Consider the following 14,498-nt stretch of genomic DNA (forward strand, 5'->3'; position numbering starts at 1 on the left):
CGGAAATTAAATTTTATTTATTATTCCTTAATTAATAGCTGGTCCACCTGTGGCACCATATACTTGGCCTGTCACATAACTTGCCAAGTTTGAAGCCAAGAAAATATAAACATGAGCTATTTCATCAGGTTGTCCTGCGCGTTTCAACAGTACTTGCTGACCAAATGTAGCAAGAGCATCGGTTGGCTGACCACCACAAACTTGCAGAGGTGTCCAAACAGGACCAGGTGCAACACTGTTAACTCTAATTCCTTTAGGAGCAAGACTTTGAGCCAAATTAATTGAAAAGCTGACAATTGCTGCTTTGGTAGCTGCATAATCAAGCAATATTGGTGATGGACTGAAGCCTTCTAAAGAAGTTGAGGTCAGAATTACGCTGCCAGGCTTCATATGCGGTACTGCAGCCTTAGCCATCTCAAACATTGAAATGATATTAACTTCAAAAGTATCGTGAACTTGATCCATTGATAAATTCTCTATGCCATCAACATTTTGTTGGATAGCTGCGTTCATTACCAATAATTCTAAGCTGCCCAATTCTTTGACAGCTTTTTCAACAACTTTCGTTGCTTCGCCGCGTTTACGGAAATCAGCTGGCAGCAAAACTGCTTTACGTCCAGCCTTTTTAATCAATTCAGCTGTATCTTTAGCATCAGATTCTTCTTCTGGCAGATACTGAATGGCGACATCGGCTCCTTCTTTAGCAAAGCCAATTGCTACAGAACGACCAATACCAGAGTCACCTCCAGTAATAAGGGCATGACGGCCTTTTAATAAGCCGTGGCCTTCATAGTCATTCATGTCTCCAGCAGGTACTGGATCCATTTTACTTTGCAGTCCTGGATATTCTTGTGATTGCTTTGGAAAATCATCATGATGATAACGTTTTAACGGGTCTGATAATTTATTGTCCATTTGTACTTTCTCCCTTCAATGAATTCAAGTTCAAGATACCGCTTTTATAATAATAAAACAAAAATAATGCTTATTAATGCACAAAAGTACATTATCTTTGCTCTATTACTTTCTTTGTTCTATGATGAATTTATGAGGTATAAACAGGAGGAAAAATTTAATGCTTAATTCTTATAAAAAATTCTGGCAGAATATCTTTAATTTTTCTGGTACTGCTAATCGTTCTGAATATTGGTGGCCAGTAATTATTAACTGGGTATTAGCTTTTGTTTTAATGCATTTAGTCGAAGGTTTATTAGGCCATTCAATTAATGATATTTATAATTGGGGCGATTGGAGTATTAAGACTAGTTCTCTCATTATTTCCTTCGTTGTCTGGATTGCAATGCTATCTCTGCGTTTTCGTCGTTTACATGATACTAATCGCTCTGGCTGGTGGGTTCTAATTATGATAATACCAATCATTGGAGATATTTGGTTTATTATTCTAATGCTGCTACCGTCAAAAGCAAATAATTATGATTAAAATAATGTTAATCTTTTGCTTCAACCTACCCGTGCTACTCTGTTTAATATAAAATAATATAAACTATGTGCAATAGTGTACCTTTAGTGCAATTATTGCACTTTTTCTTTTCCAACCAATATTTCCGTTAACCACTTTTTGCGCTTATCCCTGCATACGTCCATACTATGTTTTTGCAGCTTCATTTTTCAACTAAAAGGCAATTACAAAAACAGTTAATCCTTCATCAAGGGCATTTTACTTAGAAGACATTGATTGGCGAATGCCATGATTTTTCAGCCACGCTTGAAACTATAGCCTTCGTTATTGCACCATTTACAAATGGTTGTGATCAATGTCCAGCCTGTTTAGCAGAATTCTATGGTAACTATCTTAACAAGCCTAACTTTAGAAATGGCAATTATCAGTCAGACTATCTTAACTTTCCTAACGCTAACGGTGAATTAATCAAAATTTTGGGAAAGCCTTCGAGGCAATGGATCGACAAAAAGCAACTAAATCGCTGTTATTAATTAGCTAAAGATGATGTTTCACATGAAACAAGAATTGAGTATTTAGCCGAGCATATAAACTTTGTATATCTTTTATTCTTGATATAATTAAGGCGATTGGAGTATATTTATGAATATTAAAAACCAGTTAGTAAATTGGTCACAACATTTATGGCACACTGGAAGTTTGCAGCAGATTAGTAATCAATTAAATCAGACAGCTGCAGACATACCACAATTTTGGGATAGATTTAATTTAAATAATTATTCGTGGAATATAGCTAAATTACACCAAATTCAAAATTTATTACAAGTCTGTGCAAAACACAATAAGCATATTGCAACCCAATTAAAAAAATTATCTGCAGAAACTAGTGATCAGCTGGTTTCTGTCTTTAAAAACAAAACCTTTTTAAAGCAGCTTACTAAGAAAATGCAACTGGCACCACAAACAACAAACAGAATTGAAACCTTATTAGATAAATTTATGAGCAATAACGGTAAAATTTCTCCAGCTAAACTCTTAATTATTGTTTTATTTATTGCGCTAGGTGCGCAATTACCACTAATTTTTGAAGATACATTTGATTTCAAAGGCATTATTCTAGCTGTTTCAACTATTCTTGATTATGTCACAATTGCTCTACAGCTTGCGCAACATTTTCAGAAAAATAACTCTAAAAAGTAATTAACTGTTTTTTAGTTTAATTTAAAGTATGAATCAGTTATCCAGTAAAGTAACTACATTGTGGTAGTTGTTTTTTCTTTTCGTCCAAATATTAATACCTACCCTCTAGTAACATATTTTGATAGAAAAAATTATAAAATACGAACTTTAATAACACAAGCTAATATTTTTGTTCTTGCATAGTTGCTAATTTTATTTTATTCTTATTATTGTCACATATGATAATAATAAAACAAAAAGTGAGGATACAATGTCAAGTTTTCAAAAATACTATGCTAAACTAACTGAAACTGCTGATTTTTTACTTCATAATCCAGAACTTGGTTATAAAGAATTTAAAACATCTAAAAAGATTGAAGATGAGATTCACAAAATTAGTCCCGGATTAAAAGTCGAACATTATCTAGATACTGGTTTAAAAGTGGACCTAACTAATGGCAGCCAGAAAACCATTGGCATTATCGCTGAAATAGATTCACTCTATCAGCCTAATCACAAACTAGCAGATACAAATACCGGTGCTGCTCAAGCTTGTGGTCATTACACCCAAGTCACTACCGCACTTGCAATCTTGAATGAAATAATTAGCAATCACCGACTTGAAGATTTTGGTGCTAATCTAGCATTTATCTTCACTCCTTCAGAAGAGTTTGTTGATCTTGCTTGGAGAAAAGAACAAAAAGAGGCAGGTAAAATAGATTACTTCGGTGGCAAGCAAGAAGCTATCAAACTCGGCATTTTTGACGATATTGACTATTGTGTTTCAGTTCATGCAATCGGCGAAGATTTTGATGAACGCACTATCGAAATTAATTGTGATCTTGCTGGTTTTAACTTTGAATATTTCGATTTTTATGGCAAGGCCAGTCATGCAGCCTTTGCCCCTGATGCAGGTATTAATGCTCAAAGTATAGCAACACTATTTAATACCGCTTTAGCCTTGCAGCGTCAACAAGTTAAAGATCCCAATCGCATAAGATTTAATCCAGTAATTGTCGGCGAAAATCATGAATCAATTAATGTCATACCTGATCACATTAAAATGGGTACAGACTTAAGATTTTTCGATATAGACAACGCACAAAAACTAATGAATCGGTTTAAACAGGCAGCGGAAGGCTGCGCATCGGCACTTGGTGGCTCTGTTGAATCTGAAAGGCAAGTTGGCTATCTGCCTCTGATCTCCAGTAAAAGTATGAGTGCTATTGTAAAAGACGTCTTTTCTGCAAATGAAAAAATTCCTGGTTTAATAGAAGACCGCGGCTACACAATGGCAGCAGGTGATATTGGAGATGTCAGTTTCTTAATACCAACCATTCAAATCGGTTATGGCGGTTGGAACGGAACCATTCATGGTGATGATTTTACCTTAGTTGATCCTGAATTTGTACTTGCAATTTTTCCTGAGTTTGTCTTTAACAGTATTCTTAAGATTTCAAATAACTTAGATCAGGTAAAAACCTATAAGAAAACAAAAGAAGAATATCTAACTGAATTAGAAAAGATGGAAAAATAAAATGAAATATTTAAAAGTATATGGCCCGCTAATCATTTTAGTGTTGTTAATAGATACCGTTTCTGAAATGATCAGTACCCAAGTATTTAAAATCGGCAAAATAGAAATCTCTATTCTCCCCCTTGTATTTGCAGTAATTATTGCAATTTTAATTTATCTGATCCCAGCAAAGCCTATTAAAAAACTCTATAACGATAAGCGAGTGCAATTTGCCGGCAAATACATGATTCTTATCATGTTGCCTTTAATGGCACGTTATGGTGCTAATGTGGCCCCTAAAATCAATGAAATTATTTCTGTTGGTTGGGTTTTTCTAGTCCATGAGTTAGGTAATTTAGGCACAATTATCTTCGGCTTACCTGTAGCGTTATTACTTGGCTTAAGAGAAGAAGCTATAGGTTCAACCTTAGGCTTAGGTCGTGAAGGAGAACTAGCATATATCAGTGAAAAATACACGTTAAACTCTCCCGAAGGTCGTGGAGTACTCGGAATTTATTTAATTGGTACTATTTTCGGTTCAATTATCTTTTCAATCCTTGCTCCACTGCTTCTAGGTATGGGCTTTAACTATAAAGCTGTCGCAATGAGTGCTGGTGTTGGTTCTAGTTCAATGATGACTGCTGCTTCGACATCCTTAGCAGCTTTAGTACCAAAGCACAGTGATACTATTTTGTCATTTGCTGCGGCTAGTCAGTTACTAACTAGTTTTATTGGCACTTATATCATGTACTTCCTCGCAGTACCTCTGCAAAGATTTATGTACACCCACATTACCAGCTTGTTAGATAAAAAGAAAGAAGTTTATCCAGATCATGACTAAGGAAAATAACCTATACGAATTAGTTAAAGACGCTGTAATCCTTTTACTCAGTATTAGCTTTGTACTATTTGTTCAATGGATTAAATTAATTAGAAATCCCAAAAGCACGCCAATCACCACTGATACGTTCATTGGCCTGGGAATGTTATGGCTTTTTTCGCTATTAGGCATAGTTATCAGTATGCTGATGAAAAAAGTACCTTGGAAAATCATTCAGGGCTTCCCTATTCTAGGCTGGGTTTCAATTGTTTCTCTAATTTTTTGTTTGCTTAGTCCCTACTGTGTTCGCGTTATTAATGCTGTAGACTTTCTTTCATTAACAACTTCTGTTCTAGCATTTGCAGGAATATCAGTTACCCATCGTTTGAAAGAACTGACTAAAATATCTTGGAAGATTTTAATCGTAGCAATTTTTGTTTTCTTTGGTATGTACTTTATGGACACCTTAATCTCACAAATTGCCCTTAATCTTAGCTAAAAGTATTTTTTTGAAAAGTTAAAAGTCGCGTTAACTTTAACTAGTTTAAACGGCTTTTTCTTTTTGCACATATATAATGTTATATGGATTGAAAGAAAAAGCTATTTACGCAATATATTTTACCGAAACAAACTACAGTTACCTTAGAATTCTATGGTTGACTGCAGTTTTTAGTTTGATGACATTATTTCCGACTTGAAAACAATACTACTAATTAACATCAATCTAAGCCGGTTAATTCATGTCTGCATAGACTGAGTTTGAGGATATATTTAATACCTGGACAGTAAATCCTTTTAACCGATTTATCCAGGTATTAACCAATTTGGCAATATTTCCCAGGAAATATTACATAATTTCCTACTTTAACTATTTAGCTCGTTACTTTTCCAGTTTCACATGAAACAATATGATTTTTAGAAACATATAGTTTCAACATCTGTAAGGATCAAAAAATACTATAAATATTTTTGATACGCTTAAAATTTTTAGGCAATAAAAAATGACTATGATAATTATGATGTGACCCCCAAATTTAGGACAAATTTGGGGGTCATTTTTATGTCTAAATTATCTAAACAAGATAAAATTGAAATCTATCATCTTTGGCACGATTATCAAATCGGTTTTACTGAGTTAAGTCAGCGTTATCGGGTTGGCAGGACTAATATTAGTTACTTGTTGGCTTTAATTGACCGTCACGGTCTAGCCATTTTAGATCAGCCTTACACTGCTTATACAAGTAATTTTAAGGAGCAAGCTCTCAAGCCAAATATTCTGTCAGTCCCGCCTTTAATCGTTCTAAGCCATCTTTGACCATGGTTAAGGGACAAGCAAGATTCATACGCAAAAAGTCGTGACCATTTCCACGATAAATGCTTCCCGGTGACAAAACCAGACCAGTTGTTTTTTCTAAGTATTCCGCTAATTTTTGCGAGTCGCTACTAATTTGACTTACATCAAGCCAAATTAAGTATGTTGCTGCGCCTGTAACTACTTTGACTTGCGGAAGATTCTTATTGATGAACTCTTCAGCATAAGTGAAATTAACATTTAGCTGCTTAATCAACGCCTTTAGCCAATTGTGACCATGTTCATATGCTGCAATTGTTCCAGGTATAGCCAGCAAATTTGGTTCAGCTACCTCATCACTATTAAGGCCGCGATTAACCATAGCGCGCAAATTACTATTTGGTACAATCGCTGTTGCTGCGTGTAGTGCAGCAACGTTAAAAGTTTTACTAGGTGAAACTAATGAAATGACATTTTCGCGTGCAGGACCATTTACTGAAAAAGTTGGGGTATAATCTGGTCCTTTGCGTACCAAGTCGCCATGAATTTCATCAGACAAAAGTATGACATGATGCTGATAGCATAGTTCTGCAACTTTTTGTACCTCTTCTTGAGTCCATACCTTACCAATAGGATTATGCGGATTACAAAAAATCATTAGTGTTGTCAAAGGTAAAGTTAATTTCTGTTCGAGATCATCCCAGTTGATTGCATAATTTTCACCATCAAATTGCAAGTCATTGGATAAAACATGTCGACCATTATTTTCAATTGAATTGTAGAAAACATTATATACGGGAGCTTGGACTAAAACGTTATCGCCAATGTGGGAAACCCGCCGTACAATTGAAGAAATTGCGGGTACTACCCCAGTAGTAAAAATCAGCCATTCCTGCTGAGGCCGATGACCATGTTCTTTTTCGTACCAGTCCGCCACTGCTTTAAAATAGTCATCTTCAGGCCACTCGTAGCCAAAAACACCGAGATCAACTTTCCTTTTCATTGCGGCAACTATTTCCGGTGCTGTTTTAAAATCCATATCAGCGATTGACATCGGTAAATCGCCCTTTTTGACATGCCATTTGACTGAATCTGTATTGCTTCTATCTGGTGCATTAACAAAATCAAACTTATTCATGATATTTAGTCCTTCGGTTTCTGATTTTCATCTGAATGATTAACTTTCGCATCAATTTTAGCACAGTCAATTTCAGTTTCACTAGGAGTAATTTTTTGGGGATCCAAAATTAATTTACCGATTGCAGGAGCAGAAATTTTACCAGAAATGGGATTTTTCACACTGTCAATTTTGCTGGAAACCCTAGCATTAATATTAGAAACGTATTCAAAGGCTAAATCCGTGTGAATTAAGCTGGTATTTTTCAATTCCAGATGGTCGATATAATTAAGCCCCTGGTCGCTTTCAATTTTACAATTGATAAATTTGATATTTTGTCCGTTCCACGCCAAATATTCACCATCTATTATTGAATCGTACACAGTAACATTTTCACAGTTCCAAAAGGCATCTTTAGAAATAAAAGTGGAATGATGTACTTCAACATTTTGGGCACCATCAAAAGCATAATTACCAATAATACTAACGTGATCAAGATAGATGTTTTGACTGTCTTTACCAAAATAGTCACCGTTAACTTGGCTATTGGTAATCCTAATATCTTTACAGGTCCACATTGTTTCTGCAGCATTAGCAAAATGAACATGATCTAGGACTATTTTTTCTGCTCTTCTAAATAATTTTGGAGCCTGCAAAGCCGAATTTTTAACAGCAATATTTTTGGTATACCAAATACCACTGCGAGCCATAGTTTCAAATACAGTATTATCCACATTAATGTCCTTGTCGTACCATAATGGATACTTCCATTTAAAGATAGAATCCTTGATATCAATTTTGCTGGCTTCCTTAAGCGGCGACTCACCTTCACCAAAAGTTATTCCTTCCAGCTGTGAATCTTTTAGTCCAAAAAGAATTCTTTCACCTTCAAAAAAATGATTTTTGATAATATTCATTCCGATCTCTTTCCTCTTTTGTATTATTAATAGAAAAAACCTATTCTTTATTATCCTCTGAAAACCTTTCAACTTAAAATGCTATTTGATTAGGTCTTTTTATTACAAATAGTTATAGCAAGTTTATCGCTAGCTGCATATTTATTTTAGCATTCGCCTAAAAACTCATTGTATATTTTTAAGCTATATGATAATGTTATTAAATAATTATTACATTTATTATTTTTTTAAATCTGCAAATGCTGATTTTTCTGTCTAAATTGTTTGGGGGTTTCACCAAATTTTTCATAAAACTTACTATAGAAAAAAGTTGTATTTTTAATACCTACGTTTAACATAATTTCAGTGATAGGCAATGACGTTTCAGATAGAAGAAATTTTGCTCTTTTTAACTGTGTTTCAATTTTAATCTGAGAAAAATTTTTACCAGTTACTTCTTTTAACAACTTATAAATTGTGCTAACAGAAAAATGAAGTTCTTTTGCTACTTCATTGAGTGAACAATTGCCATCTTTCTTCTCAATAGTTTGCAAAATCTGTAAAACATTCTTATCGGCCGTATTGACAATTAAATTTTGATTATCATCACCAATTATCCTGCTCAAATAAAAAAATAAAATCGAACAATAATTTTCAATTATGTTAATACTATTGGATTTAGGAAAATAATGCTCTTCTAAAAGCATATCAAAAATTTGCGCAAATTTTTTTGTGTTTTCTGTATGAAAGATTAAAAAGTTATCGGAGCTTTGTTTACCTATAATTGCATTCAACAAAAATCTGCTCAAAGTATCTGAACCGTTAAACTGTGATAAAAAGTTTGAAGAAAAATATTCTTTTTTAAATATTATATTAAAAACTATGTCCTTAGTTCCCTTATATGCGGCACTATTTATAACATCTGTATCTAAAATACATACATCACCTTTCCTCAAAGTAATTTTTCTACCATTAATAAAAAATGTACATTTCCCGGAATAAATATAATTCATTTCCATATCTTTATGTAAATGCGGTGGTATTGTTGTATATCTTGTTTCGCGAATCATACCTATTTTGTTTTCCTTTAACGTATTGACAAAATCAAAGAAGAATACTTGATGACCATGATAATTTTTAGTTTTTAATGTTTTGTAAAAAGGACTTAATTTGTTCTTATTTCGTAAATGCCATTCTTCGCTATCTGTAGTTTGAAAAATTTTTTGCTGTAATAATTTGCTCACAATGTTACCTTAATGAATATGATAAAAAATAAAACTGTTAATGATATTTAAATGATTTACAACTCCAATTATTATAGCATTGTAAGCGGTACAAAAACTTAGAAAGTGAGATAAATAAATATGAAGAAAAAAGATTATGATAAAAATTACCTGCTTGGAGGAGCAATTGCATGTTCTCAAGCAGACGGAGGCTTTCAAGAAGGAGGCAAAGGAATTTCTACGCAAGATTTACGCTACCTAGATCCTAGCTGGACACCAGAGCAAATTGAAGATAAGCACCAAAATAATCCTTTTTCACAAGAAGAATTTGATCAAGCTTTAAAAGATCAGGGAACAAAATATTATCCCCTCAGAAGAGGTATTGATTTTTACCATCATTATAAAGAAGATATAAAAATGCTGGCAGAAGTGGGATTGCAAATTTTTCGTACTTCAATTTGTTGGTCAAGAATCTTTCCTAATGGTGATGACCAAGAACCAAATGAAGAAGGAATCAAATATTATCGTGATATGTTTACTGAGTGTAAAAAATACGGCATAAAAGTTTTTGCCACAATGATTCACTATGACATCCCCGTTAATTTGGTCAAAAAGTACGGTGGCTGGAAAAACAGAAAAATTATTTCATTTTTCGAAAATTATGTAACTGTTTTATATAAAAGATTAGGTGACTTGGTAGATTACTGGTTGCCATTCAATGAAATAAACGCTGCTAAATTTTCTCCTTGGGATGGGGTTTGCCTAATACCCGGTACAGAAAAAAACATGGATCAGGAGATTTTCCAATGCCTACATCACCAGTTTTTATGTAGTGCAAGAGCAGTGCAACTAGGACGCGAGCTTGTGCCCGGAAAACTAATTGGCGGTATGATTGCCCGTTTCACTACTTACCCAGCTACTTCAAAGCCGGAAGACAATTTGCAAGCCATCCAAGATGACCAGTATTCAAATTGGTTTTACTTAGACGTTTTAGCAAGGGGCTATTATCCAGAATACATGAAACGTTATTTTGATAAAATCAACGTTCACATTCACTTTGAGCCCGGTGATAAAGAATTATTAAAAGACGGAACTGTAGGCTTTGTTTCCTTCTCATACTACTTTTCACAAGTATCTACCAATGATGATAATTGGGAACAAACTGCTGGCAATCTGATTATGACTAAGAAAAACCCTTATTTAAAAGAATCCGAGTGGGGTTGGCAAATCGATCCTATTGGCTTAAGGTTCACTCTTAACCAAATATATGATCGCTATCACCTACCAATTATTGTTGCAGAAAATGGTATTGGTGCTCATGACGAATTGACTTCAGATCACAAAGTACACGACGATTATCGCATCGCATATCTTAGTGCCCATATAGATCAATTAGATGAAGCTGTAAAAGATGGCGTAAATTTAATTGCTTACACCATGTGGGGCATAATCGATATTGTTTCTTGCGGTCCGTTAACCATGGATAAACGATACGGTGTAATCTATGTTGATTTAGATAATGGCGGTAAAGGCACAGGAAAAAGATACAAAAAGGACTCATTTTACTGGTATAAGAATCGAATTGAAGAACACATAGCTAGGTCGAAAAAGAAATAAATATCTAGGAGGAGAATTTATGAAAAAGAAGGAGTTGGCTAGCCAAATAATTGATTATCTGGGTGGAAATAATAACATCAATAACTATTGGCATTGTGTTACTAGGCTTAGATTTACTATAAAAGATGCTAGCAAAGCAAAATTAGCAAAAATTGATAATTTACAAGGCGTTCTTGGAACTACTATCAAAAGCAATCAATATCAAATAGTAATTGGTCCAAACGTGGATTCAGTTTTTGCAGAAATTGAGAAAATCCTAGGTCCTCAGCAAAGTGATAATAGCCAAGATCAAGGTAAACACAGGTTTAAAATCACTGGAAAAGTAATTCTAGATGTCATTTCAGGAGTTTTTCAACCAATTTTACCGGCATTAGTTGCAGGAGGTATGCTAAAGGGGATCTTGGCAATAGTTCTAGCAATTTCACCAGGACTCGAAAAAAACACCACAATGGCCCTATTTAATTTAATCGCTGATGTTCCTTTTTACTTTTTGCCATTCTTACTGGCAATTTCATCAGCACGCAAATTTAAATTAAATGAATTTCTCGGTATTTGTATGGCCGGTGCATTGCTTTATCCGACGTTTGTTGCCAAAATAGCTAGTGGTCATTCTGGATTGACATTATTCGGCTTAAATATTCCAGTATTTAACTACGCCTCTTCTGTTTTTCCAGTTATTTTAGGCGTGGGATTAATGGCCATTATTTACCATTTTGTTGATCGCTTTATACCCGACGTATTAAAGTTGGTGGTAGTTCCTGCCATAACTTTAATTACTGCTGTGCCAATTGCAATGTGGATTTTAGCGCCACTAGGAGCATACGGCGGTCAGTATCTAGCTGATGGCATAGTATGGTTATTCCATAAAGCAGGTTTGTTAGCAGGATTTTTATTAGGATTTTTCATGCCATTAATTGTTTTAACAGGTATGCATCAATCAACATCTCCTATTCAAATTCAGAACATCGCTACATTAGGCTATGACTACTTATTGCCAGTGTCTTTTGTACACAATTTGGCCGAATCCGGAGCAGCTTTTGGCACTTCTTTAAGAATGAAAAATAAAGAATTACGTGCCGCAGGATTATCTACCAGTTTCTCTGCTTTCATAGGCATTTCTGAGCCTGCTCTTTATACAGTTAATGTAGTTCATAAAAGTTCCATGCTAGCAGCAATGTGTGGTTCTGGAGTTGGTGGCATGCTAACCGTTTTACTTGGTATTAAGTGCTATGCATTTGTAATGCCCGGCATCACTTCTCTGCCTGTTTATGTCAAGGCAGGTCAAGGTTTTACCAATGCTTTGTTAATGATTATCTGCTTAATAGCAGCTTTCTTAACTAGTGCTCTAGTAGCAGTAATTTTAGGTGGAAAAGTTGCTAGGGAAAATGAAACAAAACCTACTTCTACACAAAGCATGACTTTTTCTACTCCTGCTGCTGGAGTTGTAATTCCATTGGAAGATGTAGCTGATTCGGTTTTTGCCAGCAAAACGATTGGTGACGGTTTTGCAGTTAAGCCTTCTGAAGGCAGCATCTATGCTCCAGTTTCAGGTAAAGTTACTATGTTGGCTGAAACAAAACACGGAATCGGTATTACCACAAATAATGGACTAGAAGTTTTAATACATTTAGGAATTGATACAGTTGAACTAAAAGGCAATCCCTTTAAGCTCTTTATTAAAGAAGGCGATGAGGTTGTCTCTGGTCAAAAAATTGCATTCATGGATATTAAGCAAGTTAAAGATAGTGGCAAGGATCCAACTGTCATCGTGGTAATTACAAATTCAAAAGACAAGGTTAAAAATATTAAATACACTCTGACAAATAAACCTGCCGCAGATTTCGACGAGATAATGTCTGTGCAATTATAAAATTTAAATATACACCAAAAACGTGATTCTGTTTTCATAGCAGGATCACGTTTTTTATTCTAATAAACCGTATTTTTCAGGATTCAGAGCAAAGACTTAACTCCTAATAATACCAGCAAGACACCAATTGTCGGTTTCATATAACGAGTAATTTTAGTTTTAGCTAGAATTTGGGCGAGTCTAGGTGCAATAATTGCACCAACGATGGCACCAATCATCAAGGGTAAGCCAGCTGTCCAATCTACTCGTCCATCAGCAATATGAAAAATTGCACCCGTGATGGTCATAAAAACCAGAACATAAGTTGAAGTTGCAGTAGCTTGAAAATCTTGTAATCCCAGTAAAAATAAGCCGCCGATAATAACAGCGCCACCGCTCATACCAGCAACGCCAACCATTAAGCCACCTAAAATACCATACATCCCTGCTTGTAGTCTAGCATATTGCGTTTTTTTAACAGTTGCGGCAGTTTGCGTTTTCTTCTTAAGTAGCATATTAATGCCAAGAACTACCAAAACGATTCCTATCAGCCATTTATAAATTTGGGCAGGAATATATTTTGATAGTAATGCGCCTATTATCACAGCTGGAATTGCTGTCATTAACATTTGATTACCTATTTTGGTATTTATTTGTCTTTGATGATAATAGCTAATTGCCCCAATAATTAATGAAGGCAAAGCTGTCACTAAGGAAGTTGAAGATGCTGTTGCCGCATTGAGACCAAATAAACCCGTCAAAATTGCCAGGTAAATGGCTGCTCCACCACCGCCAAAAAGAATAACGAAGGTTCCTATTATCAATCCTATTAGTCCCAGCAAAAAAATTTTCATATTATTTGACCTTCTTAATTTTTATAATATTATATGGTATAGTTACATTATGTAATTATAGTTTACATGTTGTAAAAGTCAAATTAAGTAAGGAGTGCAAAATGCCACGAAAAATTTTGTCTAAAGAAATAATTATTAAAACAAGTATTATGCTAATTGAAGACAATAAAGAAAACAATTTTGCGGCCATTGCCAGAAAACTTGGCACTCAATCGCAAGCTCTATATAATTATTTTCCCAATCAGTTAGCACTAAATTACGCCATAGTTGCGTGGGCTGTTAACCTACTAACAGATCAATTACGCCAAGATTTGTTTGGCAAAGCTGGCCTGACAGCGATTATTGATTTTGCAATGGCATTTCGTGAAAGAGCACTGAATCATTTTCTCTTAACTCAATTTGTTTTAAAAATGCCACGCACTGATAACTATCCAGAAGTTGATATGGCTTTTGCTGAATTAAAAACTATTTTTAATCAGATAATAGGAACGAAATTTACTGATCCTCAAAAGCAATTATTGGCAAGCAGGTGCATTAGAGATTTAGCAATAGGAGATATTGTGAACGTGGGAACTGGTTGGTTTGCGGATAAATCGTTACCAGCTGACAAAAGTTTTCGCAAACTGCTGAAACAAAGTCTGAGCAAGATTGCAGAATAACATATCATAAAACAGCACTTTACTGATAAAGAATAGTGGCAATTTATTTTGAGCAGA

Annotated in this window: 15 protein-coding genes; 10 read left to right on the forward strand and 5 right to left on the reverse strand. The window is 34.7% G+C overall.

What is annotated here, in order from left to right; genetic code table 11:
• Positions 1-27 precede the first annotated feature (27 nt).
• A complete protein-coding gene (locus JF75_RS09550) occupies positions 28-915 on the reverse strand; it encodes an SDR family oxidoreductase (RefSeq protein ID WP_046332814.1) in 888 nt (295 codons plus the stop codon).
• Between the two features lie 160 nt (positions 916-1,075).
• Between JF75_RS09550 and JF75_RS09555 the strand changes: the two genes are divergently transcribed.
• The 7 genes from JF75_RS09555 to JF75_RS09585 all read left to right on the forward strand — a co-directional run bounded on the left by JF75_RS09555 (position 1,076) and on the right by JF75_RS09585 (position 6,250).
• A complete protein-coding gene (locus JF75_RS09555; protein ID WP_046332815.1) occupies positions 1,076-1,441 on the forward strand; it encodes a DUF805 domain-containing protein in 366 nt (121 codons plus the stop codon).
• A 251-nt stretch (positions 1,442-1,692) separates the two neighbouring features.
• Positions 1,693-1,953 (forward strand): hypothetical protein, encoded by a 261-nt coding sequence (locus JF75_RS09560; RefSeq protein ID WP_046332816.1) that lies wholly within the window; start codon positions 1,693-1,695, stop codon positions 1,951-1,953.
• A 109-nt stretch (positions 1,954-2,062) separates the two neighbouring features.
• Positions 2,063-2,620 (forward strand): hypothetical protein, encoded by a 558-nt coding sequence (locus JF75_RS09565; protein WP_046332817.1) that lies wholly within the window; start codon positions 2,063-2,065, stop codon positions 2,618-2,620.
• Positions 2,621-2,870: 250 nt separating this feature from the next.
• Complete coding sequence (locus tag JF75_RS09570) at positions 2,871-4,136, forward strand: M20/M25/M40 family metallo-hydrolase (protein ID WP_046332818.1); 1,266 nt, start codon at positions 2,871-2,873, stop codon at positions 4,134-4,136.
• A gap of 1 nt (position 4,137) precedes the next feature.
• Entirely contained in the window at positions 4,138-4,956 is an 819-nt protein-coding gene (locus JF75_RS09575) for a DUF3100 domain-containing protein (RefSeq protein WP_046332819.1), read from the forward strand.
• Positions 4,949-5,434, forward strand: coding sequence for a hypothetical protein (locus tag JF75_RS09580; RefSeq protein ID WP_046332820.1), 486 nt, complete (start codon positions 4,949-4,951; stop codon positions 5,432-5,434). The genes JF75_RS09575 and JF75_RS09580 overlap by 8 nt, the downstream gene beginning before the upstream one ends.
• Before the next feature lie 561 nt (positions 5,435-5,995).
• The gene (locus JF75_RS09585) at positions 5,996-6,250 is read left to right on the forward strand and encodes a hypothetical protein (RefSeq protein WP_046332821.1); all 255 of its coding nucleotides are present in this window, start codon (positions 5,996-5,998) and stop codon (positions 6,248-6,250) included.
• On the opposite strand, the gene JF75_RS09590 is transcribed toward JF75_RS09585, so the two are convergent.
• The 3 genes from JF75_RS09590 to JF75_RS09600 form a co-directional block, all read right to left on the reverse strand.
• Entirely contained in the window at positions 6,198-7,364 is a 1,167-nt protein-coding gene (locus JF75_RS09590; RefSeq protein WP_046332822.1) for a MalY/PatB family protein, read from the reverse strand. The two genes, JF75_RS09585 and JF75_RS09590, sit on opposite strands and share 53 nt — an antisense overlap.
• Before the next feature lie 5 nt (positions 7,365-7,369).
• Entirely contained in the window at positions 7,370-8,260 is an 891-nt protein-coding gene (locus JF75_RS09595; protein WP_045928809.1) for a DUF3737 family protein, read from the reverse strand.
• Positions 8,261-8,487: 227 nt separating this feature from the next.
• Positions 8,488-9,483: an AraC family transcriptional regulator gene (locus JF75_RS09600; RefSeq protein WP_052726920.1), complete on the reverse strand. Its 996-nt coding sequence runs from the start codon at positions 9,481-9,483 to the stop codon at positions 8,488-8,490.
• Positions 9,484-9,603: 120 nt separating this feature from the next.
• Here JF75_RS09600 and JF75_RS09605 point away from each other — a divergent pair, with 120 nt between their 5' ends.
• Both JF75_RS09605 and JF75_RS09610 read left to right on the forward strand, forming a co-directional pair.
• A complete protein-coding gene (locus JF75_RS09605; protein WP_046332824.1) occupies positions 9,604-11,079 on the forward strand; it encodes a glycoside hydrolase family 1 protein in 1,476 nt (491 codons plus the stop codon).
• Positions 11,080-11,098: 19 nt separating this feature from the next.
• On the forward strand, positions 11,099-12,949 hold the full coding sequence (locus tag JF75_RS09610) for a glucose PTS transporter subunit IIA (RefSeq protein ID WP_046332825.1): 1,851 nt from the start codon (positions 11,099-11,101) through the stop codon (positions 12,947-12,949).
• Between the two features lie 83 nt (positions 12,950-13,032).
• Here JF75_RS09610 and JF75_RS09615 read toward each other — a convergent pair whose 3' ends face one another.
• Entirely contained in the window at positions 13,033-13,782 is a 750-nt protein-coding gene (locus JF75_RS09615) for a sulfite exporter TauE/SafE family protein (protein WP_046332826.1), read from the reverse strand.
• Between the two features lie 101 nt (positions 13,783-13,883).
• On the opposite strand from JF75_RS09615, the gene JF75_RS09620 reads away from it, so the two are divergent.
• Positions 13,884-14,441 carry a TetR/AcrR family transcriptional regulator gene (locus JF75_RS09620; protein ID WP_046332827.1) on the forward strand — a complete coding sequence of 186 codons (558 nt, stop codon included), beginning with the start codon at positions 13,884-13,886 and terminating at the stop codon, positions 14,439-14,441.
• Positions 14,442-14,498: the final 57 nt, after the last annotated feature.

Source organism: Lactobacillus kimbladii, from assembly GCF_000970755.1.
In the GTDB taxonomy this organism is placed as follows: Bacteria; Bacillota; Bacilli; order Lactobacillales; family Lactobacillaceae; genus Lactobacillus; species Lactobacillus kimbladii.

Excerpts from the sequence above, each read along its gene's own strand:
- JF75_RS09575 (WP_046332819.1), top strand. The coding sequence starts at position 4,138 with ATGAAATATTTAAAAGTATATGGCCCGCTAATCATTTTAGTGTTGTTA.
- JF75_RS09610 (WP_046332825.1), top strand. The coding sequence starts at position 11,099 with ATGAAAAAGAAGGAGTTGGCTAGCCAAATAATTGATTATCTGGGTGGA.
- JF75_RS09550 (WP_046332814.1), bottom strand. The coding sequence starts at position 915 with ATGGACAATAAATTATCAGACCCGTTAAAACGTTATCATCATGATGAT.
- JF75_RS09620 (WP_046332827.1), top strand. The coding sequence starts at position 13,884 with ATGCCACGAAAAATTTTGTCTAAAGAAATAATTATTAAAACAAGTATT.
- JF75_RS09590 (WP_046332822.1), bottom strand. The coding sequence starts at position 7,364 with ATGAATAAGTTTGATTTTGTTAATGCACCAGATAGAAGCAATACAGAT.
- JF75_RS09585 (WP_046332821.1), top strand. The coding sequence starts at position 5,996 with ATGTCTAAATTATCTAAACAAGATAAAATTGAAATCTATCATCTTTGG.
- JF75_RS09595 (WP_045928809.1), bottom strand. The coding sequence starts at position 8,260 with ATGAATATTATCAAAAATCATTTTTTTGAAGGTGAAAGAATTCTTTTT.
- JF75_RS09565 (WP_046332817.1), top strand. The coding sequence starts at position 2,063 with ATGAATATTAAAAACCAGTTAGTAAATTGGTCACAACATTTATGGCAC.
- JF75_RS09580 (WP_046332820.1), top strand. The coding sequence starts at position 4,949 with ATGACTAAGGAAAATAACCTATACGAATTAGTTAAAGACGCTGTAATC.
- JF75_RS09615 (WP_046332826.1), bottom strand. The coding sequence starts at position 13,782 with ATGAAAATTTTTTTGCTGGGACTAATAGGATTGATAATAGGAACCTTC.
- JF75_RS09555 (WP_046332815.1), top strand. The coding sequence starts at position 1,076 with ATGCTTAATTCTTATAAAAAATTCTGGCAGAATATCTTTAATTTTTCT.
- JF75_RS09605 (WP_046332824.1), top strand. The coding sequence starts at position 9,604 with ATGAAGAAAAAAGATTATGATAAAAATTACCTGCTTGGAGGAGCAATT.
- JF75_RS09570 (WP_046332818.1), top strand. The coding sequence starts at position 2,871 with ATGTCAAGTTTTCAAAAATACTATGCTAAACTAACTGAAACTGCTGAT.